The sequence below is a fragment of the Actinomycetospora sp. CA-084318 genome, from assembly GCF_050955885.1.
Lineage (GTDB): Bacteria > Actinomycetota > Actinomycetes > Mycobacteriales > Pseudonocardiaceae > Actinomycetospora.
This window is the reverse complement of record NZ_CP192098.1, coordinates 2448781-2474184: the sequence shown is the minus strand read 5'-3', so window position 1 is coordinate 2474184 and position 25404 is coordinate 2448781. Positions and strand designations below refer to the sequence as shown.

Annotated in this window: 25 protein-coding genes; 11 read left to right on the top strand and 14 right to left on the bottom strand. The window is 75.1% G+C overall.

Features of this window, described 5'->3' with window-relative positions; genetic code table 11:
* Positions 1 to 12: 12 nt before the first annotated feature.
* The 4 genes from ACQPYX_RS12080 to ACQPYX_RS12065 all read right to left on the bottom strand — a co-directional run bounded on the left by ACQPYX_RS12080 (position 13) and on the right by ACQPYX_RS12065 (position 4293).
* Positions 13 to 1683, bottom strand: coding sequence for a class I adenylate-forming enzyme family protein (locus ACQPYX_RS12080; protein WP_433803154.1), 1671 nt, complete (start codon positions 1681 to 1683; stop codon positions 13 to 15).
* On the bottom strand, positions 1680 to 2642 hold the full coding sequence (locus tag ACQPYX_RS12075) for a cyclase family protein (protein WP_433803153.1): 963 nt from the start codon (positions 2640 to 2642) through the stop codon (positions 1680 to 1682). The genes ACQPYX_RS12080 and ACQPYX_RS12075 overlap by 4 nt, the downstream gene beginning before the upstream one ends.
* A 38-nt stretch (positions 2643 to 2680) precedes the next feature.
* A complete protein-coding gene (locus ACQPYX_RS12070) occupies positions 2681 to 3448 on the bottom strand; it encodes a 5-formyltetrahydrofolate cyclo-ligase (RefSeq protein WP_433803152.1) in 768 nt (255 codons plus the stop codon).
* Positions 3449 to 3522: 74 nt separating this feature from the next.
* The gene (locus ACQPYX_RS12065) at positions 3523 to 4293 is read right to left on the bottom strand and encodes a glucose 1-dehydrogenase (protein WP_433803151.1); all 771 of its coding nucleotides are present in this window, start codon (positions 4291 to 4293) and stop codon (positions 3523 to 3525) included.
* A 172-nt stretch (positions 4294 to 4465) separates the two neighbouring features.
* Here ACQPYX_RS12065 and ACQPYX_RS12060 point away from each other — a divergent pair, with 172 nt between their 5' ends.
* The 5 genes from ACQPYX_RS12060 to ACQPYX_RS12040 all read left to right on the top strand — a co-directional run bounded on the left by ACQPYX_RS12060 (position 4466) and on the right by ACQPYX_RS12040 (position 10583).
* Positions 4466 to 6082 (top strand): acyl-CoA dehydrogenase family protein, encoded by a 1617-nt coding sequence (locus ACQPYX_RS12060; RefSeq protein ID WP_433803150.1) that lies wholly within the window; start codon positions 4466 to 4468, stop codon positions 6080 to 6082.
* A 362-nt stretch (positions 6083 to 6444) separates the two neighbouring features.
* The gene (locus ACQPYX_RS12055) at positions 6445 to 7491 is read left to right on the top strand and encodes an alpha/beta fold hydrolase (RefSeq protein ID WP_433803149.1); all 1047 of its coding nucleotides are present in this window, start codon (positions 6445 to 6447) and stop codon (positions 7489 to 7491) included.
* Positions 7484 to 8131, top strand: coding sequence for a response regulator (locus ACQPYX_RS12050; protein ID WP_433803148.1), 648 nt, complete (start codon positions 7484 to 7486; stop codon positions 8129 to 8131). Before ACQPYX_RS12055 ends, ACQPYX_RS12050 begins: the two co-directional genes overlap by 8 nt.
* Positions 8128 to 9309, top strand: coding sequence for a sensor histidine kinase (locus ACQPYX_RS12045; protein WP_433803147.1), 1182 nt, complete (start codon positions 8128 to 8130; stop codon positions 9307 to 9309). The genes ACQPYX_RS12050 and ACQPYX_RS12045 overlap by 4 nt, the downstream gene beginning before the upstream one ends.
* Positions 9310 to 9374: 65 nt before the next feature.
* Positions 9375 to 10583, top strand: coding sequence for an oxygenase MpaB family protein (locus ACQPYX_RS12040; protein WP_433803146.1), 1209 nt, complete (start codon positions 9375 to 9377; stop codon positions 10581 to 10583).
* A 57-nt stretch (positions 10584 to 10640) separates the two neighbouring features.
* Here the strand turns inward: ACQPYX_RS12040 and ACQPYX_RS12035 are convergent, their stop codons facing one another.
* The 4 genes from ACQPYX_RS12035 to ACQPYX_RS12020 are packed head-to-tail and all read right to left on the bottom strand — an operon-like array spanning position 10641 to position 14523.
* Positions 10641 to 11456: a crotonase/enoyl-CoA hydratase family protein gene (locus ACQPYX_RS12035; RefSeq protein WP_433803145.1), complete on the bottom strand. Its 816-nt coding sequence runs from the start codon at positions 11454 to 11456 to the stop codon at positions 10641 to 10643.
* A gap of 33 nt (positions 11457 to 11489) precedes the next feature.
* Positions 11490 to 11843, bottom strand: coding sequence for an STAS domain-containing protein (locus ACQPYX_RS12030; RefSeq protein WP_433803144.1), 354 nt, complete (start codon positions 11841 to 11843; stop codon positions 11490 to 11492).
* Complete coding sequence (locus ACQPYX_RS12025) at positions 11840 to 12856, bottom strand: cobalamin B12-binding domain-containing protein (RefSeq protein WP_433803143.1); 1017 nt, start codon at positions 12854 to 12856, stop codon at positions 11840 to 11842. The genes ACQPYX_RS12030 and ACQPYX_RS12025 overlap by 4 nt, the downstream gene beginning before the upstream one ends.
* Complete coding sequence (locus ACQPYX_RS12020) at positions 12853 to 14523, bottom strand: PP2C family protein-serine/threonine phosphatase (protein ID WP_433803142.1); 1671 nt, start codon at positions 14521 to 14523, stop codon at positions 12853 to 12855. The genes ACQPYX_RS12025 and ACQPYX_RS12020 overlap by 4 nt, the downstream gene beginning before the upstream one ends.
* A gap of 81 nt (positions 14524 to 14604) precedes the next feature.
* Here ACQPYX_RS12020 and ACQPYX_RS12015 point away from each other — a divergent pair, with 81 nt between their 5' ends.
* From ACQPYX_RS12015 to ACQPYX_RS12005, 3 genes are all read left to right on the top strand, one after another.
* Positions 14605 to 15036, top strand: coding sequence for a GlcG/HbpS family heme-binding protein (locus tag ACQPYX_RS12015; RefSeq protein WP_433803141.1), 432 nt, complete (start codon positions 14605 to 14607; stop codon positions 15034 to 15036).
* A 169-nt stretch (positions 15037 to 15205) separates the two neighbouring features.
* Positions 15206 to 15841, top strand: a complete 636-nt coding sequence (locus tag ACQPYX_RS12010) for a GntR family transcriptional regulator (protein ID WP_433803140.1) — start codon at positions 15206 to 15208, stop codon at positions 15839 to 15841.
* On the top strand, positions 15838 to 17040 hold the full coding sequence (locus tag ACQPYX_RS12005) for an MFS transporter (RefSeq protein ID WP_433803139.1): 1203 nt from the start codon (positions 15838 to 15840) through the stop codon (positions 17038 to 17040). The genes ACQPYX_RS12010 and ACQPYX_RS12005 overlap by 4 nt, the downstream gene beginning before the upstream one ends.
* Here ACQPYX_RS12005 and ACQPYX_RS12000 read toward each other — a convergent pair.
* Genes ACQPYX_RS12000 through ACQPYX_RS11990 form a run of 3 tightly spaced genes read right to left on the bottom strand, consistent with a single transcriptional unit; the run spans position 17009 to position 19031 of the window.
* On the bottom strand, positions 17009 to 18040 hold the full coding sequence (locus ACQPYX_RS12000) for an NAD(P)-dependent alcohol dehydrogenase (protein ID WP_433803138.1): 1032 nt from the start codon (positions 18038 to 18040) through the stop codon (positions 17009 to 17011). The two genes, ACQPYX_RS12005 and ACQPYX_RS12000, sit on opposite strands and share 32 nt — an antisense overlap.
* Before the next feature lie 19 nt (positions 18041 to 18059).
* The gene (locus tag ACQPYX_RS11995; RefSeq protein ID WP_433803137.1) at positions 18060 to 18437 is read right to left on the bottom strand and encodes a hypothetical protein; all 378 of its coding nucleotides are present in this window, start codon (positions 18435 to 18437) and stop codon (positions 18060 to 18062) included.
* A 24-nt stretch (positions 18438 to 18461) separates the two neighbouring features.
* Positions 18462 to 19031 (bottom strand): superoxide dismutase, encoded by a 570-nt coding sequence (locus tag ACQPYX_RS11990; RefSeq protein WP_433803136.1) that lies wholly within the window; start codon positions 19029 to 19031, stop codon positions 18462 to 18464.
* Positions 19032 to 19122: 91 nt separating this feature from the next.
* Between ACQPYX_RS11990 and dapA the strand changes: the two genes are divergently transcribed.
* The 3 genes from dapA (at position 19123) to ACQPYX_RS11975 (ending at position 22616) form a co-directional block, all read left to right on the top strand.
* Positions 19123 to 20034, top strand: coding sequence for a 4-hydroxy-tetrahydrodipicolinate synthase (gene dapA, locus ACQPYX_RS11985; RefSeq protein WP_433803135.1), 912 nt, complete (start codon positions 19123 to 19125; stop codon positions 20032 to 20034).
* Positions 20035 to 20247: 213 nt separating this feature from the next.
* Complete coding sequence (locus ACQPYX_RS11980) at positions 20248 to 21633, top strand: FAD-binding oxidoreductase (protein ID WP_433803134.1); 1386 nt, start codon at positions 20248 to 20250, stop codon at positions 21631 to 21633.
* Positions 21630 to 22616, top strand: coding sequence for an alpha/beta hydrolase (locus tag ACQPYX_RS11975; RefSeq protein WP_433803133.1), 987 nt, complete (start codon positions 21630 to 21632; stop codon positions 22614 to 22616). Before ACQPYX_RS11980 ends, ACQPYX_RS11975 begins: the two co-directional genes overlap by 4 nt.
* Here ACQPYX_RS11975 and ACQPYX_RS11970 read toward each other — a convergent pair.
* The 3 genes from ACQPYX_RS11970 to ACQPYX_RS11960 form a co-directional block, all read right to left on the bottom strand.
* Positions 22610 to 22801 carry a DUF397 domain-containing protein gene (locus tag ACQPYX_RS11970; RefSeq protein ID WP_433803132.1) on the bottom strand — a complete coding sequence of 64 codons (192 nt, stop codon included), beginning with the start codon at positions 22799 to 22801 and terminating at the stop codon, positions 22610 to 22612. The genes ACQPYX_RS11975 and ACQPYX_RS11970 overlap by 7 nt on opposite strands.
* A 251-nt stretch (positions 22802 to 23052) precedes the next feature.
* The gene (locus ACQPYX_RS11965; protein ID WP_433803131.1) at positions 23053 to 24477 is read right to left on the bottom strand and encodes an alpha/beta hydrolase; all 1425 of its coding nucleotides are present in this window, start codon (positions 24475 to 24477) and stop codon (positions 23053 to 23055) included.
* 63 nt (positions 24478 to 24540) lie between these two features.
* The gene (locus ACQPYX_RS11960; RefSeq protein ID WP_433803130.1) at positions 24541 to 25401 is read right to left on the bottom strand and encodes a DMT family transporter; all 861 of its coding nucleotides are present in this window, start codon (positions 25399 to 25401) and stop codon (positions 24541 to 24543) included.
* Positions 25402 to 25404: the final 3 nt, after the last annotated feature.

Genomic DNA, 25404 nt, shown 5'->3' with positions numbered 1-25404 from the left:
CGTTCGTTCGGATCAGGTGCCCCGCAGCTCGCGGCGCAGCAGCTTCCCGGTGACCGTCTTCGGCAACTCGTCCCGCAGCTCGATCTGCCGCGGGTACTTGTAGGCCGACATGCGCTCCTTGCAGAACGCGATCAGCTCGTCGGGCTCCACCGACTGGCCCGGCCGCAGCGAGACGAACGCCTTCACCGTCTCGCCCCGGTACTCGTCCGGGACCCCCACGACGGCGGCCTCGCGCACCGCCGGGTGCTCGTAGAGGACGTCCTCCACCTCGCGCGGCCAGACCTTGTAGCCGCCCGCGTTGATCTGGTCCTTCTTGCGGTCGACGACGTAGAAGAAGCCCTCGGCGTCCATGTACCCGACGTCGCCGGTCTTGAGCTCGACGATGCCGCCCGGCCCGCGGAGTGCCTTCTCGGTCTCCTCGGGCTTGCCCCAGTAGGCCGGCACCACCTGCGGGCCGCGGGTCGTGATCTCCCCGACCTCACCGACGTCGGCCTCGGTCCCGTCGTCGCGCACGATGCGGACCACGGTGTCGAAGACCGGCACCCCCACCGACAACGCGCCAGAGGCCTCGTCGACCGGCGCCGTGGCACCGAGCGGCACCCCGTGCGACGGCGAGCTGGTCTCGGTCAGCCCGTAGAAGTTGTGGATGTAGTGCCCGAACTGGTCCTGGAACGCCTTGACCGTCGACGGCGGGATCGGCGCGCCGCCCGAGTACACCTTGACCATCGACGACAGCGCGTCCCGGTCCGCGCCCGGGGCGTTCATCATCGCGATGAAGACGGTGATCGAGCCGATCGAGAACGTCGGCCGGTGCTCCCGGATCGCGTCCACCACGACACCGGGCTCGAAGCGGTAGGCGAGCACCAGCGGGCACGGGAGCAGCAGCGCGATCGCCAGGTGCCCGACGACCCCGGTGATGTGGAACAGCGGCGCCACACCGAACACCGAGTCGTCGCGCCCGAGCTGGATCCAGTCGCGGTAGGTCTGCGCGTTGAACACGACGTTGGTGTGCGTGTTCATCGCGCCCTTGGGCGGCCCCGTCGTCCCGCTCGTGTACCCGAGGAACGCGACGTCGTCGCCGGTCAGCTCCATCGGCCCGGGCTTCTGCCCCCGGAGCGCCCCGAGCACCGTCGTCAGGTCCTCGGCGCCCTCGCAGTCGATCCGCGTCATGCCGGAGAAGAGGCGCTCGTCGTGCCGGGTCTGGAACTCCAGCGCCGAGGTGCTGAACGCGATGCGGACCTTCGTGTTCGGGACGACCTCGCCCACGATCGACCACAGGTCCTCCTGCGCGACGATCGCCGTCGCCTCGCAGTCGGTGAGGATGGTCGTGAGCTCGCGCTGACGCGACATCGGATTGACGCTGACGACGATGCCGCCGGCCTTCCACGTCCCGATGACGACCACGAGCACCTGCGGGATGTTCTGCAGGAAGGTGGCGAGCCGGTCGCCCTTCGCGAAGCCGCGCTCGGTGAGCGCGACGGCGAACGCGTCGGAGAGCTCGTCGAGCTCGCGCATCGTCAGGGTGCCGTCGAAGTAGCGGACGATCTCGCAGTCCGGGTCGCGCTCGAGGGCGGCCAGGAACATCGCGAGCGCGCTCGCGTACTCGATGGTGACGGCACCGTGGTTGTAGTCGTCGCGGTACCGCGCGAGCCAGGGCTTCGACTCGTAGACCGAATCGCTCATCGGATGACCACCGGGTTGACCGGCGAGCCGGTCGCCTCGTGGATCTTCAGCGGGGCGGCGGTGTAGAGGAAGTCCCAGCGCCCGTCCGCGGCGCACGCGTCGGCCAGGTCGTCGAGCCAGATGATCTCGGCGAGGCTGACGCCCAGGTTGCGCAGCAGGGAGGCGTGCAGCGGCAGCAGGACCCCGGTCTCCGGGTTGGCGGTCACCTCGTTGGCGATGGTGTCGGTGACGAGGTTCGGGATCTCCTTGTTCTGGAACCACTCCACGAGCTCGCGGGAGTAGGTCAGACCCGGCTCGACGAAGTTGTCGTAGAACTCCTCGGCGGGCGTCGCGTAGAAGTACTTCAGGAATCCGGTGCGCACGAGCAGGATGTCGCGGTCCTCGATCGAGGTGCCCTGTTTCGCGGCCGCCTCCTCGAGGTCGGCGTGGGTGAAGGTCTCCCCCTTGTCGAGCCACTCCTTGCCGCGGTGGCGCGCCATGTCGATGAGCACGCCGCGGCCGGCGATGCCCCGCTCGGCGATGGGCAGCACCGACGCCCAGCTCATCCCGCCGCCGTTGGTGGTGTCGGCCGAGCGGCCGTTCCACAGCGTGTCGTCGTACCAGGCGTGGCCCAGCGCGTCGTACTGCGACGACCCCTGCAGGAAGATCTCGGCCTTGTCGTCGGTCGCGCGGATGCCGCCGGGGAACGACGGTCCCTGGCCGGACTCGAACAGCTCCTGGTCCCACACCATCTCGCGCTTGATGCCCTCACGGCCCGGGAAGACCGGGTCCCCGTGCGGATGTCCCATCGGGCACTGCAGCGTGAAGACCTGGCCGTTCTTCACGCTCGCGACCCCGCGAAGCACCTGGGCGGCGTCGAGGTAGTTCAGCGACCCGACCTCGTCGTCGTCGCCCCACTTGCCCCAGTTCTTCGGGGGGTTGTCCCCGAGCAGCTCCGCCATCGAGGGTGCGTCGGCCATGGTCTGTCTCCTCGCCGTCGAGTGTCGTGACCTCGGTCTCACCGTGCCATGCGCATGCGGCTCCGGGAAGCCAGGAGCGGGATGGATTCGATCTTCTCGGCGGTGAGCTCGTCCCACACGATCGCGGGCTCGTGACGGGTTTCCCGACGACACGTGTGGGTGCGTTCCGGGGTGACCAGGAGGTCCAGCGCGACGTCGTGGTCGACGGTCGGGATCGTGTCGACGACCTGGATCTCGTGCACGGTCGTCACGACCGGCGTGTCCGCCCGGATCAGCCCGGCCGCGAAGGCGATCGCGTACTCCAGGTCCGAGAACCCACCGCCCTTGCCGAGCCGGGCGCCGTCCTCGGTGACCGCCACGCACCCGGCGACGACGAGGTCGACCGGCTCCAGGTCCTCCACCGCCACGGTGCGCCCCGCGGCACTCGCGCCTTTGATCGACGAGGCCTGCCGCGGGGTGCGTCCGCCGAGGTCGTCGGGGTCGAGGAGGAAGAACGGATGCTCGTCCGCGAGGCGCGGGACGGCCATGTAGACCGTCTTGCCGTCCTCGAGCGCGCGCTGACGCACCGGCCACTGCGCCGAGTCCGGGTTGCACTTGAGCGTCCGCGCGTTCCGCCACGCGTCGGTGTCGCGCAGCCGCTCGGCGGCCTTCTCGGCCCCGACGAAGTTCGGGATGCGGTTGCGGGCCCCCGGGAACCGCGCCTGCTTCTCCTCCGTGAGCCGCGCCCACACGTGCTCACGCAGGTCCTGCTTGGCGGCGAGGGTCGCGGGGTCGCCGCCGGCGTCGTGGTCGTGGGAGGTCGGCACGAGGTGCCTCCGGCCTGTGAGTAGAAATCCGTGTCAGGACACGGATTAGTGCTCACAGGCGCGCAGCGCACCTTCTACAGCAGGGAGCCGACGAACCCGCCGTCGAGGACCAGCTCGCTGCCGGTGCACCAGGCCGACCGCTCCGAGGCGAAGAACAGGACCGCCTCGGCCACCTCGTCGGGAGTGCCGTACCGCCCCTGCTTCTGCGCGATGACCTCGTCGAACCCGCCCGCGGGCAGACCGAGGGCCTGCTCGAACGCGGGACGCGCGGAGGTGACGAGGTCGGTGTCGACGAAGCCCGGCAGCACCGTGTTGACCCGGACGCCGTGCGGTCGCAGCTCGGCCGCGGCGGTCTTGGTCAGGTTGACCACGCCCGCCTTCGCCGCCGCGTAGTGCCCGATGAGCGGGGAGCCCGTGGTCGCGGTGATCGACCCGATCGTGACGATGCTGCCGCCGCCCGCCGCGATGATCGCCGGGGCCGCGTGGCGCACCGACAGGAACACCCCGTCGAGGTTCACCGACGTCACGTCGCGCCACGCCGCGAGGTCCATCGCCACCAGCGGCAGCGGCGCGCCGACCCCGGCGTTCGGCACCATCACGTGCAGCGCCCCGCACTGCTCCACGGTGCGCTCCACGAGCGCCGCGACCTGCTCCTCGGACCGGACGTCGCACGCGATCGCCACCGCACCCGGCAGGCTCTCCGCCACGGCCTGCGCCGCGTCGGCGTCGATGTCCGAGACGACGACGGTCGCCCCCGCGCCGGCGAGACGGGTCGCGATGGCACGGCCCAGCCCCTTCCCCGCCCCGGTGACCACCGCGACCCTGTTCTCGAGCTCCGCGGACATCCAGCACCTCCGATCGGGCGCGACCCCCTCGGCCGCGCGCCGCAGGACGCTAGAGGCCGACCTGTGACCCACGCCATGTCCCGGGAGGACCAACGCGAGGACCCGGGTTGTGCCGGCAGCCCGACCCGCGCCGCCCCTACCGACGGGTAGCCCCGCGTGCTTCGATCGGTCCATGGCGCCCACCCACGTCGTGACGAACCAGGCCCCCGACCTCGTCGGGTTCGACGCGGCCGCCGACCCGCCCCTGCTCGAGGCGCTCGAGCGCGAGGGCGCGGGCTGGGCGCTCGACGAGGTGCACGAGGCCGGCCGCCGGGTCGGGAGCGCCGAGGTCCGGGCGTGGGCCGACGCCGCGCACCGCAACGAGCCCGTCCTGCGCACGCACGACCGCGTCGGGAACCGGATCGACGAGGTCGACTACGACCCGGGCTACCACGCCCTGCTCGGCGAGGCCGTCTCCCGCGGGTTCGCCGGCGCGGTGTGGGAGGGCCGGCCCGGTCAGCACGTCGCCCGGGCCGCCGGGTTCCTCGTGTGGTCGCAGGCCGAGGCCGGGCACGGGTGCCCGGTGTCGATGACGCACGCCGTGGTCCCGGCGCTGCGGGCCGCCCCCGAGCTGTTCGCGCAGTACGGGCCGGGGCTCATGTCCCGTGGCTACCAGCCCGGGCTGACCGACCCGTCGTCGAAGTCGGGACTGCTGGCGGGCATGGGGATGACCGAGAAGCAGGGCGGCTCGGACGTCCGCACCAACACGACGACGGCCACCCCGAACGCGGACGGCACCTGGTCGCTCACCGGGCACAAGTGGTTCACCAGCGCCCCGATGTGCGACGTCTTCCTGGTGCTCGCGCAGACCGCCGCGGGGGTCACCTGCTTCCTCGTGCCGCGGATCCTCCCCGACGGCACGCGGAACCCGTTCGCGATCCAGCGGCTCAAGGACAAGCTCGGCAACCGCTCGAACGCCTCCAGCGAGCCTGAGTTCGACGGGACGGTCGGGTTCCGCGTCGGCGACGAGGGCCGCGGGGTCCGCACGATCATCGAGATGGTCGCCTGCACCCGCCTCGACAACGCCCTCGGCTCGGCGGCCGGGATGCGCGACGCCGTGCGCCGCGCGGTGTGGCACGCCCGGCACCGGTCCGCGTTCGGCTCGACGCTCATCGACAAGCCGCTGATGCGCGCGGTGCTCGCGGACCTCACGGTGGAGTCCGAGGCCGCGGTCGCGCTGGCCATGCGCCTGGCGGGTGCCCAGGACCGCGCCGCGGACGACGAGCACGAGGCCGCGTTCCGGCGGATCGGCGTCACCCTCGGGAAGTACTGGATCTGCAAGCGGCAGACCGCCGTGGTCGGCGAGGCGCTGGAGTGCCTGGGCGGGAACGGGTTCGTCGAGGAGTCAGGGATGCCGCGGCTGTTCCGCGAGTCGCCGCTGAACTCGATCTGGGAGGGCTCCGGCAACGTCAACGCCCTCGACCTGCTCCGCGTCCTCGCCCGCGAGCCGGCCGCGGTGGAGTCCTACCGCGCGGAGGTGGAGCTCGCCGCGGGCGCCGACCACCGGCTCGACGCGGCGTGGAAGGCCGTCCAGGACGACCTGCGCGACGTCGCCGAGGACCGCGCCCGCTGGCTCGCCGAGCGCCTCGCGATCGTGCTCCAGGGCTCGCTGCTCGTGCGCCACGCCCCCACGGCCGTCGCGGACGCGTTCGTCGGCTCCCGGGTCGCCGGCGAGCACGGCGCCGCCTTCGGCACGCTCCCCCGCGGCGTCGACGTCGACGGGATCCTCGCCCGGGTGCCCCTCGGCTGACCCTTCCCGACGACCGGTCGGTGCGGGTCCCCGGTGCGCCCCGCACACGGCCGGCCCGGTCGGTGCTCCCCGCACGCCGCGTTGCGCCCCGCACACGGCCGGCCCGGTCGGTGCTTCCCGCACGCCGCGTTGCGCCCCGCACACGGCCGGCCCGGTCGGTGCTTCCCGCACGCCGCGTTGCGCCCCGCAACACCCCGCCCGCTGCACGTGACCCCTCCCGACCGTGTGCGCACCGCAACACCCCGCCCGCTGCGCATGACCCCTCCCGACCGTGTGCGCCCCGCAACGACCGGGCCATGTCCGTCCCACGTCACCAGAGGTCGTTCCGCCGACGGCCGCGCGGCACTAGCGTTCCGCGCACCATGAGTGACCTGCTGCCCGGTGTCGAGGCCGGGACCGTCGACGCCCGCATCCGCATCCACCACCTCACCTCGGGGCCGGCCGACGGGGAACCGGTCGTGCTGGTGCACGGGAACCTGTCGACCGGCCGGTTCTTCGAGCACCTGATGAGCCCGGCGAGCGACCGGTGGCGCTTCCTCGCCCCGGACATGCGCGGCTTCGGGCGCACCGAACCGGCCCCGATCGACGCGACGCGCGGGCTCGGCGACTGGGCCGACGACCTCGTCTCCTACCTCGACGTCCTCGGGATCGAGCGGCCGCACCTCGTCGGCTGGTCGACGGCGGGCGCGGCGATCGCCCTGGTCGCACGGCAGCGCCCGGTGGCGAGCCTGCTCTTCCTCGACCCCGTGAGCCCGCACGGCTACGGCGGCACGCACCCGGACGGACGGCCCTGCTTCGACGACTTCGCGGGGTCCGGCGCGGGTGTGGCCAACCCGCAGTTCGTCGCGAAGCTGCGCGAGGGCGACCGCTCCGGCGACGACGCGCTGAGCCCGCGGAACGTCATGGCCGGCACCTACTGGTCCCCCGACTTCCGCCTCACGCGCGAGCGCGAGGACCTGCTCGTCGACGAGATCCTGCTGTCGCAGATCAGCGACGACGGCTACCCCGGGGACGCCACGACCTCGGCGAACTGGCCGGGCGCCGCCCCCGGGACCCGCGGGCTGCTGAACGCGCTGTCGCCGAAGTACTGCGACTGGTCGTGGCTGCCCGAGCTCGACCCGAAGCCACCCGTGCTCTGGACGCACGGCACGCGGGACGTGGTGGTGGCCGACGGCTCGATGCTGGAGCTCGGCACCCTCGGACAGGCCGGGATCGTGCCGGGCTGGCCGGGGGCGGACGTCTTCCCGCCGCAGCCGATGATCAGCCAGATCCGGGCCGTGCTGGAGCGCTACGAGCAGGCCGGCGGGCGGGCGCGGACCGAGATGTTCGCCGAGTCCGGGCACGGGCCGCACGTCGACGCGGCGGAGCGCTGGCTGGCGATCGCGACGGAGTTCTGGGCGAGTGCGTGACTCCCGGGAGAAGGTGACCGTGGTCGTCGCCGACGACCACGAGATGTACCGCGACGGCGTCGTCCGGGCGCTGGTGAACAGCGGCTGGATCGACGTCGTGGGCGAGGCCGACGACGGCGACGCGGCACTGGCGGCGATCGTCGAGCACCGGCCCGACGTGGCCCTCGTCGACCACCGCATGCCCGGGCTCGACGGCACCGAGATCGTGCGGCGTGCCGCCCGCGACGGCCTCGCCACGCGCATCGTCGTGCTCTCGGCGTTCACCGACCCGAACCTCGTCTACGGCGCGCTCGAGGAGGGGGCGGCGGGCTACCTGCCGAAGGAGACGCGTCGTCGGGAACTGGTGGAGGCGGTGCGGACGGCGGCCGACGGCGGCACCGTGCTGCCGGCCGACCTCGCGGCGGGCCTGGCCGGGGAGATCCGGCACCGGCGGGCCGACCGCGGGCCGGCGCTGTCCGAGCGCGAGACGGAGATCCTCCGGCTGATGGCGCAGGGCCTGACGACGCCGGCGATCGCGAAGCAGCTCTACGTCGCGCCGAGCACCGTGAAGACCCACGTGCAGCGGATGTACGAGAAGCTCGAGGTCACCGAGCGGGCGGCGGCGGTCGCGGAGGCGATGCGGCGCGGGCTGCTGGAGTGAGCACCCCGGCCGAGCGGGCGCTCGCGCAGTTCCAGGCCGAGGCGTCGCGGACGACGAGCCTGCTGCGGTGGGGGCTCGTCGGGCTCCTCGGTCTGGCCGGCGGCCTGGACCAGAACCGCGTCGAGGGCCTCGGCTTCTGGCTCGTGCTCGCCGCCTACGGGGTCTTCGCGGTCAGCTGGTTCGCGAAGGTGACGCGACGCCCGGTGTCGCCGACGACGGGCCTGGTGGCCACGACGATCGACCTCGTCGCCGTCACCGTCCTGTCGCTGCTCGCCGGGGGCGGCGGGACGCTGCCGACGCTGGCCTACGTGGTCATCCCGGTCATGGCGGCGTTCCGGTACCGGCCCGCGTTGTCGGCGGGGGTCGGGATCGCGACGATCCTGTCGTTCGCGCTGACGGCCGCGATCGAACGGCCGCCGGTCGACACGACGACGCTCGTGGCCGAGGCCGCCGTGCTGACGGTGGTGGCGGTCGCGACGTTCCTGCTGTCGGTGGTCCTCGCGCGGCGCGCGACCCGCATCCGCGCCCTGCTCGCCGACGCCGACGCGCTCACCGCACAGGTGCTCGACGCCGAGGCCCGCGAGCGCCGGCGCCTCGCCGAGGACCTGCACGACCACGCCCTGCAGACCCTCCTGGTCGCCGGGCAGGAACTCGACGAGCTGGACGGCGCCGAGGCCGCCGACGAGGCGCTGCGGGCCGGCATCCGCGAGATCCGCGAGGTGGTGTTCGCGCTGCACCCGTACGTGCTCGACGAGGCCGGGCTCGCGGTGGCGGTGCGCCGGGTCGCGGAGCGGGCGGCCGGGCAGGCCGGGTTCGCGGTGACCGTGGAGGGCGGCCAGCTCCCGTCCGGGCCGCACGACCGGCTGCTGTTCGGCGTGGCCCGGGAACTGCTGACGAACGTCGCGAAGCACGCGAGGGCGGAGCACGTGACGGTGGCCCTGCACGACGATGCCGACGGCCGGCGGCTGGAGATCGCCGACGACGGCGTCGGCCTCGACCGCTCCGTCCTCGCGGCGCGCCTGGCCGACGGGCACATCGGCCTGGCCTCGACCCGCGCGCGCGTCGAGGGCGTCGGCGGTTCCTTCACGCTCGACACCACGGCGCCCGGGACCCGCACCGTGGTCCGGGTCCCGGCCGGGGAGCCGGACGGGAGCACCGGCGTCCGCGTCGACGCCTGACCGGCCACGACCGTCGTCGGGAACGCGAGTTGAAGCCGACCCGCGCGGCGTGTGAGCGTCGTGGCATGACCGCCGAGGCCACCCCCGTCCCGGAGTTCCCGTCGCGGTTCCGCGGGGCGCCGACCCGCAACGCCCGGATCGCCCGCCCACTGGCGGTACTCGGGCGCGTGCGGGAGGTCGACGAGGAGCTCGTCGACGAGATCGGGCGGCGGATGACGGTCCACGACGAGGTCGGGGCGGCCCTGGCGCGCGCGATGCGCCCGGACGCGCCGCAGCGGGTGACGATGGCCGGGGTCGAGCGGGCCCTCGGGCACGGCACCGCCGAGACCGACCCGCCGGCCCTGCGGGCGTTCGTCGCGGACCTGGAGCGCGAGCCCGCGTGGCTCGACCGGGACCTGCTGGAACGCGGCGCCGCGGTCTACCGCCGGATGGGCCGGACCCGCGACGACGTCCTGCTCGCCCTCGCCCTGATCGGCGGGTACCGCTACGAGGGGCCGGCCGACCTGCTCGTCGCCACCGGCGGGCTCACCGGCCGGGCGGCGATGCGGCGGCTCGGCGAGACGCTGGTGTGGGGTCGGGCGGTGAGCGCTCCCGGCGCGATGCTCCGCGGCGGGGAGGGCTTCCGGCTGACCGCGCACGTGCGGGCGATGCACGCGGTGGTGGACGACCGGTTCGCGCGCTCGCCGGAGTGGGACACCGCGCGCTACGGGCGCCCGGTCAACCGCAGCGACCTGGCCGGGACGCTCGCCCTGTTCAGTGCCACCGCGATGCTCGGCGCCCGGGTCCTCGGGCGGCGCATCCCCCGCGCGGACTCCGACGCGGTGATGCACCTGTGGCGCTACGTCGGGTTCCTCCTGGGCGTCGACGAGGACTGGCTGTTCACCACCGAGCGCGCCCAGCACGCGTTCGACCACCACCTGCTGCTCGCGCAGGGCGGCCCCACGCCGGCCGGGGTGGAACTGACGACCGCGCTCGTCGAGGGGCAGCGCACCAAGCACGGTGGCGGGTGGCGGGGGTGGTACGCCCGACGACGGGTCCTGGGCCACCTCCGGCTCTTCCTCGGCCGGGAGGGGCTGGCCGACCTGGGCCAACCCGTCGTCGTGCCGTGGACGCTGGTGCCGCAGGTGGCGCGCAACCTCGTGGAGTCGTGGGTGGTGGCCCGCTCCGCCGCCGGGCGACGGTGGCTGGAGCGCCGCTCCGACGCCGGGGTGGACGCCGAGCTCGCGCTGCTGCTGGGGTCGCGGCGGTCGTTGGCGAGGGTCACCCCAACGTGAGCGAACGGCACTCTCGCAGCATCTGTGTGCGCCAGAGTGCCGCTCGTTCGGCGGTGGCTACGAGAACCGCGGCGGCCGCTTCTCGGCGAACGCGGTGAACGCCTCCTGCAGGTCGGCGCTGGGCAGGAACGCCGCGTTCCAGGCCGCGACGTAGCGCAGGCCGGCCTCGACCCGGGGCGCGCGCTCGGCGTCGAGGACGTCCTTGATGCCGCGGGTGACCAGCGGCGAGTTGGCGGCGATCCGACCGGCCAGCGCGAGGGCGGCGGCGTCCAGCTCCTCGACGGTCGCGTAAGTGCGGTTGACCAGGCCGATGCGGTCGGCCTCGGCGGCGGACACGTCGTCGCCGGTGAGGGCCAGCTCGCGCAGGAACCCGTCGCCGACGATCCCGACGAGCCGCTGCAGCGACCCGATGTCGGCGACCATCGCCATGCGCACCTCGCGCACCGAGATCAGGGCGTCGGCGCTCGCGAGGCGCACGTCGCAGGCGGTCACGAGGTCGACCCCGCCGCCGACGCACCAGCCCTGGATCGCGGCGACCGTGGGCGTGCGGCAGTCGGCCACCGAGGTGATCGAGGCCTGCAGCTCGCGGACGTGGCGCAGGAACCACTCGCGGTTCTTCGCGCTCGGGTCGCCCAGCACCCCGCCGAGGTTGCCGGCGGCGGCCTGCAGGTCGAGGCCGTAGGAGAACCGCCCGTCGGCGCCGGTGATCACGATGGCGCGGGTGTCGGGGTCGGCGTCGAGCGCGGCCATCACCTGCGGCAGCTCGGCGAAGAAGGTCGGCGACATCGCGCGCGCCACCAGCGAGACCCGGGCGACGTGCTCGGCGGGCCGGTCGACGGCGAGGGTCTCCAGGGACTCCGGCAGCGTGGTCATGCTCCGGACTAGATCACCCGTCGTCCGGAACGCTCAACCCGGCCCATCGGAGCCGAGCGCCCGGTCGAGGCCGGTGAGCCGCAGCGCGCGCGAGGGCTGGCCGTGGACGCCGCGCAGCCCGAACCGGCCGCCGGTCGCGCCGACACGCTGCGCGGCGCCGAGCAGCACGCGCATACCGGCGGAGTCGCAGTAGGGCACGCCGCCGAGGTCGACGACCAGGTCCAGCGGCCCGGTGGCGCGGGCGACCTCCTGCTCGAGCGCGGCCTCGAGGTCGCCGACGTGGGTGTAGTCGAGGTCGCCGCCCACGACGACGACCACGCGCGCCCCGCCGTCGGCGGTCTGCTCCTTCTCGACGCGCACGCCGACCTCGGGCTCCCGGCCGGTCACGCCGCCCCCGTCCCGGACGCCTCCTGCACGGGCTCGGACCGCAGCAGCGCGACGGTGCGCGGCGAGTCGGCGAGGCGTTCGACGAGGTCCTCGACGGCGTCCCGCAGCTCCTCGCGGGTGAGCCCGCCGGGCACCGCGACGGTGCCGACCCAGCGCAGGAAGCGGGCGAGCAGCCCGGGGTCGTCGACGTAGACCGCGGCGGCGAGGAAGTCGACGAGGTGGCCGAGGTCGTCGGCGAGCTGCTCGTCCGGCCCGGCCCCGGGGCGGAGCCGCGCCGCCAGCCCGGCCACGAGTTCCGGACGACGGGTGTGCAGCAGCGCCTGCTCCTCGCGCGAGGCGTCGTCGACGCGGCCGTCCTCGGGCCGGGGCAACGGGCCCTCGAGCAGGGCCGCGGCGGCCCGGGCGTCGGGCGCCCAGCCGTCCGCGCCGACCGCGGTGGCCCACTCGCCGCACGGCCCGAACGCGGCGCCGCCCGCGAGGATCGGGATCCCCGACGCACGGCAGGCCTCGACCATCCGCCGCGCCGCGGGCAGGCGGGACGGCAGCGAGCTGGAGACGGCGACGACGTCGGGTCCGGTCTCGTGCAGGTGCACCGCGAGCTGGGCCGCGGGGACGCTCGAGCCGAGGAACGTCACGTCCCAGCCGTGCCGGGCGAGCACCTCGGCGAGCAGGCGGGCGGGCAGCGCGTGCCACTCGCCGTCGAGGCAGGCCACCGCGATCCGCCCGACGCCGCTCGGCCGCCCGGCGGGCCGATGCCGGGACACCGCGGCGACGACGCGCTCGGAGATGTGCGTGGCGATGTGCTCCTGGACCACCGTCCACGCCCCGGCGGCCCACCGCTCTCCCACCTCGCGCTGGGCCTCGGCGACCACGTCGAGCAGGACGGTCTCCACGTCGAGGCCGGCGTCGAGCGCACCGAGCGCGAGCGCCACGGCGCCCTGCTCGTCGGAGGCGGCGAGCCGGTCGAGGTAGTCCGCGCGCAGGGCGGCGGGCGCGACGGCCGCGGCGGTCATCGGGCTCCCCCTCCCGAGCGGGGTGCGGCCTGCAGGGCGAGCAGGGCGACGTCGTCGTGGTCGCGTCCGCCCAGCCAGTCCGAGAGCAGCAGGAGGAGCCGCTCGCAGATCACCTGCGGCGGCGCCCCGACGCACCCGGCCAGGGCGGCCTCGAGCCGCTCCTCGCCGTAGAAGTCGCGGCCGCTCGGGCCCCCGCGGGCCTCGGTGACGCCGTCGCTGTAGAGCAGGCAGGTGTCGCCGGGGGCGAGCACGACCTCGGCGTGGCCGACCTCGGCGTCGCGCAGGGCCCCGACGAGCGAGCCGACGACGTCGACCTCCTCGACCCGACCGTCGGCGCGCAGCACGTAGGGCGGCGGGTGCCCGCCGGTCGCCAACCGCAGCCGCGACCCGCCGTCAGGAAGAGCCTCCGCGTCCCCGAGGACCATCGTGGCGAAGCGCGGCATGGTGACCGAGGCGCCCGCGGCGTCGAGGTCGGCGGCGTCGAGCAGCGCGACGTTGAGCAGGGCCAGCAGCGTCGCCGGGTCCTGCTCGACGAGGCGCAGGGCGTGCAGCGACTGGCGCACCCGCCCGGAGAGCACGGCCGCCTCGATGCCCTTGCCGCAGACGTCGCCCAGCAGGAACGGCGTGCGACCCGCCGCCGTGCGCGGCAGCACCTCGTAGAAGTCGCCGCCGACGCGCAGGCTCTCCCGGGCGGGCCGGTAGGCGCTGCCCACGAGCAGGTCGCCCGCCGTGTCGGTGGGCAGGGGCGGCGGTTCGAGGCTCGCCTGCAGCACGTGGCCGAGGTGGGCCTGCTCGCGGTAGAGCGCCGCCGCGGAGAGCGCGGTGCCGACGCGGACCGCGTACTCCTCGCCCAGCGGGAGGACGTCGGCATCGGCATCCGGCCCCACGAGGACGAGCACGCCCTGCACCAGCGTGCCGGGCACCGGGACGACCAGCACCTGGCCACCGGGGCGCTCGTGCCACACCGGGAGCTCGGCGAGCTCGACGCTCACCCAGGGGTCGAGCGGGGCGCCGCCGCCGGTCAGCGCCTCGTGCAGTCGGGGGGCGGCGCGCAGGTCGGCGCGGGCCATCTCCCCGGTGTGCGGGCGGGGGGCACCCGCGTCGGCGCGGGCCCAGCGGACGGTGTCCGAACCGTCGGCCAGCATCACCAGCACGGTCGGTGCGAGGAACCCGGCGGCGAGCGACGCGGCGGTGCGGAGGGTGCGCTCGAGGTTCAGCACGCCGTGCAGCGCCCGGCCGGCCTCGGCGAGGAACTGGGCCCGGGCCTGGGCCCGCGAGAGCGACGCCGATCCCCGCCGGTGTTCGGTGACGTCGGTGAGGTACCAGCAGGTCAGGGCGTCGACGGCGGCGCCGTCGTCGTCGAGCCGCACCGCCCGCGCGGCCAGCAGGCGCCCGGCGACCTCGGCCTCGAAGGCCGGCCGGGCCCCGATGACCGCGTCGGTGAACGCGTCGTGGCCCGCCGCCGCGACGCCGACCCCGACGACGAGGCCCGGCAGCAGCCGCCCGGCCGCCGGGTTCGCCGCGTGCACGATCTCCTCGCCGCCCGGGTGGGCGGGGCCGGTGACGACCACCGCCTCGGACAGCCCGGCGAGCATGCGGGCGTGCAGGCTGCGCAGTCCCCTCGGCGGAGTCGGCGAGGGAGCCCCCGCCGGCAACGTCGAGTCCATGCGATCCACGGTATCTCCCGGACGGGGCCCGGCTCACGGGCACGGTGGGTGACGGACGGCGCGGCGGGGAAAGGGAGGGCCATGACCCTGACCTACGAGCACGCCCGCACCATCGTCGCCGAGGCCCTGCGCCATGGCGAGTCGGCGGGCTACAAGCCCCTGACCGTGGCGGTCCTGGACACCGGCGGGCACCTCGTGGCCCTCGGCCGGGCCGACGGGTCGGGCTTCCTGCGCCCCGACGTCGCGATCGCGAAGGCGCACGGCGTGATCGGCCTGATGATGGACAGCCGTGCGATCGCCCAGCGCGCGTCGGACTCCCCCGAGTTCTTCACCTCGGTCGCCGCGCTCGCCGGCGGCAAGGTGTTCTCGGTGCCCGGCGGGGTGTTCATCGTCGACGCGGACGGCACGGTGATCGGGGCGGCCGGGGCGTCCGGGGACGCGTCGACCGCCGACGAGGAGGCCGTCGTCGCCGGGATCGAGGCGGCGGGGCTGGTGGCGCGCACGGGGGCGTAGCGCGCCCGCCCCAGGACCTGCCGTTCCGAGCGAACGGCACTCTCGCGCACATAGATGCTGCGAACGGGCCGTTCGCTCGGAACGCGCTGTGCACCGGACCACGTCCGGGTGTCCACCACGAACATGCACAGCTAGTGTTGTATCTATGTTGTCCACCAGTGGTGCTCCAGTGGTCTCCGCTGCCGACCTCGTCTACCGCCACGTGAAGGAGCAGGTGCTCACCGGCGAGCTCGAGGGCGGGCGGATGGTCAGCGAGGGCGAGATCGCGGCCACGCTCACGGTGTCGCGCACCCCGGTCCGCGAGGCGTTCCTGCGCCTCGAGGTCGAGGGGTGGCTGCGGCTGTTCCCGAAGCGCGGTGCGCTCGTCGTGCCCGTCGCGCCCCGCGAGATCGACGAGGTGCTCGACGCCCGCGCGGTGCTCGAGACGCACGCGCTCGCCGACGTCGTCGGGCGGCCGGACGACCTCGCGACGCTGGTGGACGCCCTGGACGGGGCGATGCGGGTCCAGCAGCAGGCGCACGACGCCGGGGACCTGCCCGCGTTCGCCGAGGCCGACGCCGAGTTCCACCGGCTCGTCGCCGACGCGGGCCGGAACTCGCTGCTCGCCGGCTTCTACCGCGGGCTGCGGGAGCGCCAGCAGCGGATGACCGCCGAGTCGGTCCGCGGCCGCGGTGCCGCCGCCGCGGGCGTGCTCGCCGAGCACCGCGCGCTGCGCGACCTGGTCGCCGCGGGCGACGTCGAGGGTTTCCGCCGGGCACTGGTGACCCACCTCGACAACACGCATCGGGGCGGACGCACCCGATGACGCCGACACTGGAGGCGCGACGCGTCGTCGGGAAGGTCGGGGCCGGCTGGCTGCCGGTCGGCCTGGCCCTGTTCACGGTCGCCTGGGGCGGCAACCAGTTCACGCCGCTGATGGTGATGTACCGCGAGCTCGGCGGGTTCTCGATCGCCACGGTCGACGTGCTGCTCGGGGCGTACGTGCTCGGCATCGTGCCGGGCATGCTCGTCGGCGGCCCGCTCTCCGACCGCCTCGGGCGTCGGCCGCTGATGCTGGTCGCGCCGCCGCTGGCGATCGCCGGCAGCGTCGTGCTCGCGCTCGGCGGGGACACGGTGCCGCTGCTGTTCGCCGGCCGGGTGCTCGCGGGCCTGGCGCTCGGCGTCGCGATGGCCGTCGGCTCGACGTGGATCCAGGAGCTCTCCGGCACCGGCGGCGCCTCCCGCGCGGCCCTGTCGTTGACGCTCGGCTTCCTCCTCGGCCCGGCGGCGGCCGGGGTGCTCGCCCAGTGGGCGCCCGCACCCGAGGTCCTCTCCTACGCGGTGCACGTGCTCGTCGGGGTGCCCCTCGGGCTGCTGGCGCTGCGCACCCCCGAGACCCTCACCGCGCGCTCGTCGGGACGGCTGCGCGACGACCTGCGGATCCCCGTCCGTGGGCACCGCGAGTTCTGGACCGTGGTCGCCCCGGTCGCGCCATGGGTCTTCACGTGCGCGGGCGTCGCCTACGCCGTGCTCCCCTCGCTCGTCGCCTCCGCGGTGCCGGGGCACGCGATCGCCTTCGCGGCCCTGATGACGGCCGTGACCCTCGTGGCCGGGGTCGCCGCGCAGTCGGCCGCCCGGCGGCTCGGGCTGACCGACGCGCGGGGCGGGGCGGTCGCGGCGGGCGTCGCGGTCGTCGGGATGGCCCTCGCCGCCTGGACCGCCGCCACCCCGGGCGTGGTGCTCGCGATCGTCTCCGCCGCGGTGCTCGGCGTCGGGTACGGCTTCGCGCTGGTCAGCGGCCTCGCCGAGGTCCAGCGGATCGCCGCGCCGCGCCACCTCGCCGGACTGACGGCCGTCTTCTACGCCCTGGCCTACGTCGGCTTCCTGGTCCCCGCAGTGCTCGCCCTGGCTTCGCTCGCCGTCTCCTACAGCGTGCTGTTCGGCGTGCTCGGGGTGCTCGCGCTGGTCAGCCTGGGCGTCGTCGTGCGGTCCCTCACGACGACGACGGGTGCACCACGGCCTTGAGCGCCATCGGGTCCCGGCGGGCGGCGAGCAGCGCCCCCACGGCGTCCTCGAGCGGGTGGTGCGAGGTGACCATGTCGTCGAGCCGGATCCGGCCGGAGGCCGCGAGGTCGATCGCGGCGGGGTAGACGTGGGCGTACCGGAACGTGCCCTTGATCGTCAGCTCGCGCGCCTGCACGACGTCGAGCGGCAGCGTCACCTGCGCGCCGGTCCCGACGAGCACCACCGTCGCCGCCGGCGCGGTGGCCGCCACGGCGAGGTCGATCGCGGGCTGCACCCCCGTGCACTCCAGCACGACGTCGGCCTGCCCGAGCACGTCCCCGATCGCGGCGAGGCCGGTGTCGTGATCGTTGGCGTCGACGACGGCCGTGGCGCCGTACTCGGTCGCGGCCTCCCGGCGCAGGGCCATCACGTCGGTGACGACGACGGCCGACGCCCCGCGGGCGAGCGCCACCTGCAGGCACAGCAGCCCGACCGGCCCCGCGCCGCTGACCAGCACCCGCGAGCCCGGTCCGATGTCTGCCTTGGCCGCCGCGTGCAGCGCCACCGACAGCGGCTCGATCAGGGCGGCCGCCTCGTCGGAGAGGGAGTCGGGCACCGGGTGGGCGCGGTGCGCGGGGACCACGACGTACTCGGCGAAGGACCCGTCGATCGGCGGCGTCGCGAAGAACGCGATGTCCGGGCACAGGTGGTACCGGCCCTGCCGGCACTGGTCGCAGCGCCCGCACTCGGCCTGCGGCTCCACGGCCACACGGGTCCCGACGACGGGTCCGGTCACCCCGGGCCCGACCGCGCTGACCACGCCGGACGTCTCGTGCCCCAGCACGAGCGGGGCGTGCATGACGAAGCCGCCGATGCGCCCGTGGTCGTAGTAGTGGACGTCGGAGCCGCAGACGCTGACCGCGCGCACGTGCACCTGGACCTGCCCGGCCCCGGGTTCGGGGACCTCCCGGTCCTCGAGGACGACGTGGTCCGGCTCGGTCAGGACGGCGACGCGCTGCATGCCGCCCAGTGTGCGCGCCTCAGGGCACCTGCGTGCGGATGCGGCGGGCGGGGGTGAACACCCGCAGGTCGAGCATCCCGGGCGGGTCGGCCACGCCCGGTCCGCCCGCCTGCACCCAGGCGACGATCTCGTCCTCGGTGTCGCGGTCGAGCACGCCGAGCAGCCAGACCGGCCGTCCGCCGGCCGCCCGTCCCTCGCGCGACGGCGAGACGACGGCGACCGTGGAGTGCGCGCACGCGTCCAGGCAGTCGGACAGGGTCACGCGGCCCACGCCCGCGGTGCCCTCGCGCAGCCGCTGGACCTGGCCGGCGTGGTCGACGCCCGGGTGCTTGCGGGTGGTGCCGCAGCAGCAGCCCCGGCAGAGGGTGACGGTGGGGCCGTTCGCGGGACGCTTCATCGGTCCCCACCGTAACGATCTCCGCTACGAGGTCAGCGTCACGCAGGCCAGGCGACCGCCGGCCATCCCGGCCTGCCCGGGCCCGGTCGCGGTCATCTGCTGCTCGTGGATGATCATCGACGCGGGCAGCCGGTCGGTGAGCGCGAACGGCACGGTGGTGCCGGAGGTCCCGGCTCCCTCGGCGTCGGTGCGCAGGTCGAGCCAGAACTCGTTCTCCGGGTTCGCGTAGGCAGGGTCCGACGACGGCTTCTCCGGGGTCGCGGCCGGGTCCACGCGGTTCTGGAAGTGCGGCCCCGCGTCGGCGCCGCTCGGCCCGCAGGGGCGCGTGTGCAGGTGCACGGCGTAGCCGCGGTTCGGCTGCAGGCCGCTCACGGTCAGCGTGGCGGAGGTGCTGTCGCCCGCCCGGACCGTCTCCACGGCGACGTCCGCACCGACCGGCGCGGCCGCCGGGTCGTAGGTCAGGGCCGTGGCGTTGGGGGTGCCGGGCGTCGCGAGCGCTCCGCCGCTGGCGCGCCGGGTCTCGGAGGTGCTGCTGCATCCGGCGAGGACGAGCGCGGCACTCAGCGCACAGAACAGGACGATTCGGGCGATCACCCCGGGAATGATGCCAGCCTGCAGGTGGGCTTCACGCTCCCCCTCGGAACCGTCGCTTCTCCGTCGCGCACCGCCGGGCCAGGGTCCGACCATGGTCGATCTCGACGGACTCTGGGTCCCGCTCGTCACCCCGTTCACCGACCGCGACGAGGTGGATCTCGAGAGGCTGCGCCGCCTCGCGACGGAGGTTCTCGACGACGGGGCGCGCGGCCTGGTCGCACTCGGCACCACGGGCGAGCCGACCGCGCTGACGCCCGAGGAGCGGGGCGGCGTGATCGCGGTGTGCGCGGAGGTGGCGGCCGACCGCGGCGCGGGTCTGATCGTGGCCGCGGGCACGAACGACACCCGCAGCACGCTCGCGCGGCACGCCGCCCTGGCCGACGTCCCCGGGGTGACCGCCGCCCTCACCGTCGTGCCCTACTACGTGCGCCCGACCGAGGCGGCGGTGGTCGCGCACCTGACCCACGTCGCCGACCGCTCCCCCGTGCCGCTGGTGGTCTACAACGTCCCCGTGCGGACCGGGCGGGGGCTGGGCGCGCCGGCCCTGCTCGACCTCGCCGCGCACCCGCGGATCGTCGGGCTCAAGCAGGCGGTGGGCGCGCTCGACCTCGACACGACCACGCTGCTCGCCGCCACCGTCCCGGACCTCGCCGTCCTCGCGGGCGACGACGCGTTCATCGCCCCCACCGTGCTCCTCGGCGGGCGCGGGGCGATCGCGGCGTCCGCGCACGTGGCCACCGACCGGTTCGCGACGCTCGTCGCGGACGGGCTCGCGGGACACGCGGAGGCGGTGCGGGAGCACCACGCGGCGCTCCTGCCGCTGGTGACCGCCCTGTTCGCCGAGCCCAACCCCGTCGTCGTGAAGGCCCTGCTGCACGCGACCGGGCGCATCGCGTCGCCCGACGTGCGCATGCCGTTGCTCCCGGCCTCGCCGGCGGCCCTCGCGCGCGCACGGTCCGCCGCCGGCCTGGCCGTCCCGGTCGCGCCGCGTCACCACCCGTGACCGACCCCCACGCGGCGTCACCTGCCTCCCCGGACCACGTCGCAGATCCGATGCCGCCGGCATCGGTCCTGCGACACGCCTCGAGACCTCGGGACACCGCGCGTCGTCGACGCCCACGGAGCGTGAACCGGGCGGTCGCGAGCGAGCGTGATCGTCGGGGGCCGGGGTTACGGTGAGGACCGATCCCCTCACCGACCGCGGAGGTCTCCCGTCATGACGACCGTCGCCCCGGCTCCCGTCGTCGCCGCCCTGCGCGCGTCGTTGCCCGCGGACCGCGTGGTGGACGACCCGGACGTGCTGGCGTCCTACGCCCACGACGACGCGGAGTGGGCGCCGTGGGAGCTGCCCGCGGCGGTCGTGCGCCCGCTCGACGCGGAGCAGTGCCGGGCGGTGGTGCGGGCGTGCCTGGAGTACCGGGTGCCGGTGGTCCCGCGGGGCGCCGGCACCGGGCTCTCCGGCGGGGCGAACGCGACGGCGGGCAGCGTCGTCGTCTCCACCGAGCAGATGACGCGCATCCACGAGATCGACCCGGCCGAGCGGCTCGCCGTCGTCGAACCGGGCATCGTGAACGACGACCTGCGGGCCGAGTGCGCGAAGCGGGGCCTCTGGTACCCGCCGGACCCGGCGTCGAGCCCGTGGTCGACGATCGGCGGCAACGTCGCCACCAACGCCGGCGGCATGTGCTGTGTCAAGTACGGCGTCACCCGGGACTACGTGCTCGGGGTGCAGGTGGTCAACGGCCTGGGCGAGCTCGTGCGGCTCGGCCGCCGCACGGCGAAGGGCGTCGCGGGGCTGGACCTCGCGGGGCTCATGGTCGGCTCCGAGGGCACGCTCGGGCTGATCACCGAGATCACCGTGAAGCTGCGGCCGGCCCGCGCCCCGGAGCAGACGGTGGCGGGCTACTTCGCGAACCTCGTCGACGCCGGGCGGGCGGTCGCCTCGATCACCGCGGCCGGCCTGACCCCGAGCGCGCTGGAGCTCGTCGACCGGACCTGTCTGGAGGCCGTCGACGCCTGGAAGAACCTCGGCATCTCCGCGGAGGCCGACGTGCTGCTGCTCGGGCGCGCCGACGCCCCGGGGGCGGCCGGGCAGGCGGAGGCCGAGGAGATGATCCGGCACTTCGACGCCGCGGGCGCCTCGTTCTCCGCGCGCGCCTCCGACGCCGAGGAGGCCGACGCCCTGTTCGCGGCCCGGCGCCTGGCCTACCCCGCGCTGGAGCGGCTCGGTCCGGTGCTCACCGAGGACGTGTGCGTGCCGCGCGCCGCGGTCCCGGAGATGCTCGGCCGCATCCAGGCGATCGGCGTGGAGCACGACGTCACCATCGCCAACATCGCCCACGCCGGCGACGGGAACCTCCACCCGCTGCTGGTCACCCCGGTCGGTGACGAGCCCGCCCGCGAGCGCGCGCAGGCCGCGTTCCACCGGATCATCGCCGACGCCATCGACCTCGGCGGCACCGTCACCGGCGAGCACGGCGTCGGGCTGCTCAAGCGCGACGGCCTGGTCGCCGAGCAGTCGCCGGAGAACCTCGCCATGCAGCGCGCGGTCAAGGCCGCCCTCGACCCGCACGGCATCCTCAACCCCGGGAAGGTCCTGTGAAGCGGGCGCTCGCCGGCGCCCTCGCCGGGCTCGTCGGGTGGTGGGCCGTCGGGACGACGCGCGCTCTGCGGCGCGTCCCGCCCGAGCTGCGGACCCCGCGGCTGCTGGTCTCGTCCGCCTGGATGCCGCTCGCCGTGCTCCCGCGGCTGCGGGCCGGCATGCGGCAGGACACGCCGGTGCCGCCCGGCGTCGCGGTCACCGAGCGCGACGCCGACGGGGTCCCGGTGCTCCTGTACGAGGGCGGGTCGCGGCCCGTGCCCTCGGGCGCGCTGCTGTGGATCCACGGGGGCGGACACCTCGTGGGGCACCCCGGGATGGACCACGCCCTCGCCGGTCGGATCGCCGCCGAGACCGGGGTGCTGGTGGTCAGCGTGGACTACCGGCTCGCGCCGGAGGACCCGTTCCCCGCCGACCTCGACGACTGCTCCGGAGCGCTCCGCTGGCTGCAGGACCACGCCGACGACCTCGGCGTCGACCCCGCGCGCATCGCCGTCGGCGGGGCCAGCGCGGGCGGCGGGCTCGCGGCGGCCACGGTGAACCGGGCCCACGACGAGGGGCGCCCGGTCGCGTTCGCGCTGCTCGAGTACCCGATGCTCGACGACCGCACGGCGCTCGCCCGCGTCCCCGGTGGTCGTGGCCGGTTCGTGTGGAACGCGCGGATGAACCGTCGGGCCTGGACGGCCTACGTCGGGAGCCCGGCCGGGGCGCCCGGGGTGCCCGAGGGCGCCGCGCCGGCCCGCCGTCGGGACCTGGCGGGCCTGCCGCCCACCTGGATCGGGGTCGGCGACCAGGACCTCTTCCACGACGAGGACGTCTCGTACGCCGGACGCCTGCGCGCGGCGGGCGTCCCCGTGGAGCTGCACGTCGAGCCCGGGATGTACCACGGGGCCGACGCGCTCGTGCCGGACGCGCCGTCCGTGCAGGCCTTCCGCGGGCGGATGGTGGCGGCGGTGCGGGCGGCCGTGGGCGAGGCCGGTCAGTAGGCGACCGACCCGGCCTGGCCCGACCTGGCCGCGGCCAGGAACGCCTGCCACTCCGCGCGGGAGAGCACGAGCGTCCCCTGCTCGGCGTGGCCACCGTGGCGCAGCTCCACCCGGCCCGCCTCGACGCGCCACTCGACGCGGTCCGTCCCCGTCGCGAAGCTGCTGGACCGCCAGGTCGTCTCCACGTCCACTCCTCCGTCGATGATCGGTGGACCCGACGGTAGGGCCTGCCTCGTGGCCCGTCCGCGCCCTTGACGCGGCGTTGACGTCGGGCGCGGTGGCCCTTGTCGCGAGGGGTACGTCAGGCAGGTCCGGACGCCGGGAACGCTGCCTCATGTGCACCTCGCGGAGGGGTGGCCGGCGCCGCCACCCCACGATGTGGTTCTCCTGGCGTCCAGTGACAGCAGTGACGCTTTGCTGTCATGGGAGCCCAACGTCAGACCGCCGCCGGCACCCCCGGGTGCTCGACCCGGTTCGCCATCCACGGCAGGACGAGCTGGAACGCGGTCGTCGCGAACTGCCAGGAGTGCCGCCCGGGCTGCGTCGCCACCGTGCACGCGATGGCGCGCGTCTGCGCCTGCGCACACAACTGCCGCGCCGCCGGGAGTTCCTGCCCGGTCGCTCCCCCGCCGCCCCGGCCGCCGATGCCCGAGTTCGCCCCGTTCCCACCGCCGGGCGGGTGGAACGAGCCGGGCGGCCGCGTCCCGGGCGGGCGGTGACCGGCTCCCCCGCCGAAGCCGCCGCCGGTGTCGGACGAGTCGTCGAACCAGCCGGCCGTGTCGGCGTAGGGGGCGTGCGCGGCGAGCACGGTCGCCGGGTCGTAGGTCGCCCAGGCTGCCGCGTTCCCGCCGTAGAGCCGGTCGATCGTCTGCTGCTTCGTGCCGACCTCGGGGCCGGCGTCGCCGGCGATGTCGTCGAAGGAGTCGAACAGCTCCGGGTGCATCACGGCGAGGTCCACCGCGCACGTCCCGCCCATCGACCATCCGACCACGCCCCACGCCCGCGGGTCGTGCGAGACCCCGAAGGTCTGCTCGACGTACGGGACCACGTCGCCCGTCAGGTGCGAGGCCGCGTTCCCGCGGGGGCCGTCGACGCACTCGGTGTCGTTGTTGAACGTCCCGCCGGCGTCGGCGAACACGAGCACGGGGGCCAGTCCGCCGTGGGCGGCCGCGTAGGCGTCGGCGGTCTGCACGGCGTTCCCGACGCGGACCCAGTCGGCCGGCGTGTTGAACTCCCCGCCGATCATCATGATCGCCGGCAGGGTCGGGCGCGGGCCGGGCGCGAACCACGCGGGCGGGAGCCACACGTCCTCGTCGCGGTGCGCGAAGCCGCTCGCCGTCGACGGGATCGACACCTCGACCACCGCGCCCGTCGTCCGCGGGTGCCCGATCAGCGAGGGCAGCGTGGCGGCGTCCACCTGGTCGGGCAGCGGGCCGGCGTCGAGCTCGGACCAGCCCTCCTGCACCGTCGTCACGTAGCCGACCCACTGGTTCGCCACGAGCGCCACGCACACCACCGCGAGCGGCACCACGAGCACCGACAGGCCGCGCCGCCACCACGGTGCCGGGCCCCAGGCGACGACGACCGCCACCACCGCGGCGACCGTGATCCCGACCCACACCCACAGCAGCGCGGGCGCCGGATCCGACGCCAGGCCGCTCCCGGAGAACGCCCACAGCGCCGCGAACGCCCCGACGACGCCGAGCACCACGACCGCACCGAGCCGCACCCACCGGCCCCGCACCCGTCGTCGGGACACCACCACCGGCACGAGCACGACCAGGAAGGCGACGAGCACCACCGCCTGCACGGTCCACGGCAGCCAGCCGTCGAGCAGGGACAGGCCACGCTGGTATCCCACGACGCCGAGCCTGCGGCCCGAGCGCGTGATCACGTCCTGAGCCGGCTGTGCGCGGGCTGTGAGTCATCGCCGGCCGCGGCCCGCGATCTGGTCCCGGACGAGGGTGAGGCCCACGGTGCCGCCCGCGATGGCCAGCACGCCCGCCGCGAGGCCGATCAGCCGGAGGTCGACCGCGACCTGCTCGCCGAACACGGTGAGACCCCACGTCACGGCCACGATGGGGTTGGCGAGCGTGATGCCGGGCTGGGCCCAGATCAGGTCGTGCGCCTGCAGCGCCTGCTGCAGGTAGAGGAACGAGACGACGCCCCCGACGAGCACGCCGTAGGTCTGCCAGGCGGTCAGGACGCCGCCGAGGCCCTGCGCGTAGGCCGGTCCGAGGCCCGCGAGCAGGGCCGCGTCGAACCCGTACATCACCCCGGCCGCGATCCCGAACCACAGGGCCCGGCGTCGGCCGCGCCCGGCGCGCCCGAGCACCGTCAGGACGGTGAGCACCACGACGATCACCGCGGTCCCGACGATCCACCCGGCGGCGGTGGCGGCCTGCGGCCCGCCCCGGTCGGTCTCCAGGCACGCCAGGAACAGCGCGACGCCGCCCGCCATCACGGCGACCGACAGCCACGCCCGCCGGCCGAGCGGCGTGCCCAGTGCCAGGGCGCCGAGCAGCAGCGTGAACGGCAGTTCGGCCACGAGCACCGGCTGCACCACGGTGATCGGCGCGAGGGTGAGCGCGAACGCCTGGAGTGCGAACGCGACCACGTGCGCGGCGATGCCCCCGAGCCACGCCGGACGGCGGGCGAGGCTCAGCAGCCCCTGCCACCACCGGTCGGCCGGGTCGTGGTGGCGGGAGGCCGACCGCTGCAGGGCGGAGCCCACCGCGTTGCCCGCCGCCGCGGCCACGGCCACCAGGACCCCGGCGAGCACCATGGA

What these genes read in the sequence shown, in the direction of transcription:
- ACQPYX_RS12080 (WP_433803154.1), bottom strand. Translation starts at nt 1,683, where the DNA reads ATGAGCGATTCGGTCTACGAGTCGAAGCCCTGGCTCGCGCGGTACCGC.
- ACQPYX_RS12075 (WP_433803153.1), bottom strand. Translation starts at nt 2,642, where the DNA reads ATGGCCGACGCACCCTCGATGGCGGAGCTGCTCGGGGACAACCCCCCG.
- ACQPYX_RS12065 (WP_433803151.1), bottom strand. Translation starts at nt 4,293, where the DNA reads ATGTCCGCGGAGCTCGAGAACAGGGTCGCGGTGGTCACCGGGGCGGGG.
- ACQPYX_RS12060 (WP_433803150.1), top strand. Translation starts at nt 4,466, where the DNA reads ATGGCGCCCACCCACGTCGTGACGAACCAGGCCCCCGACCTCGTCGGG.
- ACQPYX_RS12055 (WP_433803149.1), top strand. Translation starts at nt 6,445, where the DNA reads ATGAGTGACCTGCTGCCCGGTGTCGAGGCCGGGACCGTCGACGCCCGC.
- ACQPYX_RS12040 (WP_433803146.1), top strand. Translation starts at nt 9,375, where the DNA reads ATGACCGCCGAGGCCACCCCCGTCCCGGAGTTCCCGTCGCGGTTCCGC.
- ACQPYX_RS12035 (WP_433803145.1), bottom strand. Translation starts at nt 11,456, where the DNA reads ATGACCACGCTGCCGGAGTCCCTGGAGACCCTCGCCGTCGACCGGCCC.
- ACQPYX_RS12025 (WP_433803143.1), bottom strand. Translation starts at nt 12,856, where the DNA reads ATGACCGCCGCGGCCGTCGCGCCCGCCGCCCTGCGCGCGGACTACCTC.
- ACQPYX_RS12020 (WP_433803142.1), bottom strand. Translation starts at nt 14,523, where the DNA reads ATGGACTCGACGTTGCCGGCGGGGGCTCCCTCGCCGACTCCGCCGAGG.
- ACQPYX_RS12015 (WP_433803141.1), top strand. Translation starts at nt 14,605, where the DNA reads ATGACCCTGACCTACGAGCACGCCCGCACCATCGTCGCCGAGGCCCTG.
- ACQPYX_RS12005 (WP_433803139.1), top strand. Translation starts at nt 15,838, where the DNA reads ATGACGCCGACACTGGAGGCGCGACGCGTCGTCGGGAAGGTCGGGGCC.
- ACQPYX_RS12000 (WP_433803138.1), bottom strand. Translation starts at nt 18,040, where the DNA reads ATGCAGCGCGTCGCCGTCCTGACCGAGCCGGACCACGTCGTCCTCGAG.
- ACQPYX_RS11995 (WP_433803137.1), bottom strand. Translation starts at nt 18,437, where the DNA reads ATGAAGCGTCCCGCGAACGGCCCCACCGTCACCCTCTGCCGGGGCTGC.
- dapA (WP_433803135.1), top strand. Translation starts at nt 19,123, where the DNA reads ATGGTCGATCTCGACGGACTCTGGGTCCCGCTCGTCACCCCGTTCACC.
- ACQPYX_RS11980 (WP_433803134.1), top strand. Translation starts at nt 20,248, where the DNA reads ATGACGACCGTCGCCCCGGCTCCCGTCGTCGCCGCCCTGCGCGCGTCG.
- ACQPYX_RS11960 (WP_433803130.1), bottom strand. Translation starts at nt 25,401, where the DNA reads ATGGTGCTCGCCGGGGTCCTGGTGGCCGTGGCCGCGGCGGCGGGCAAC.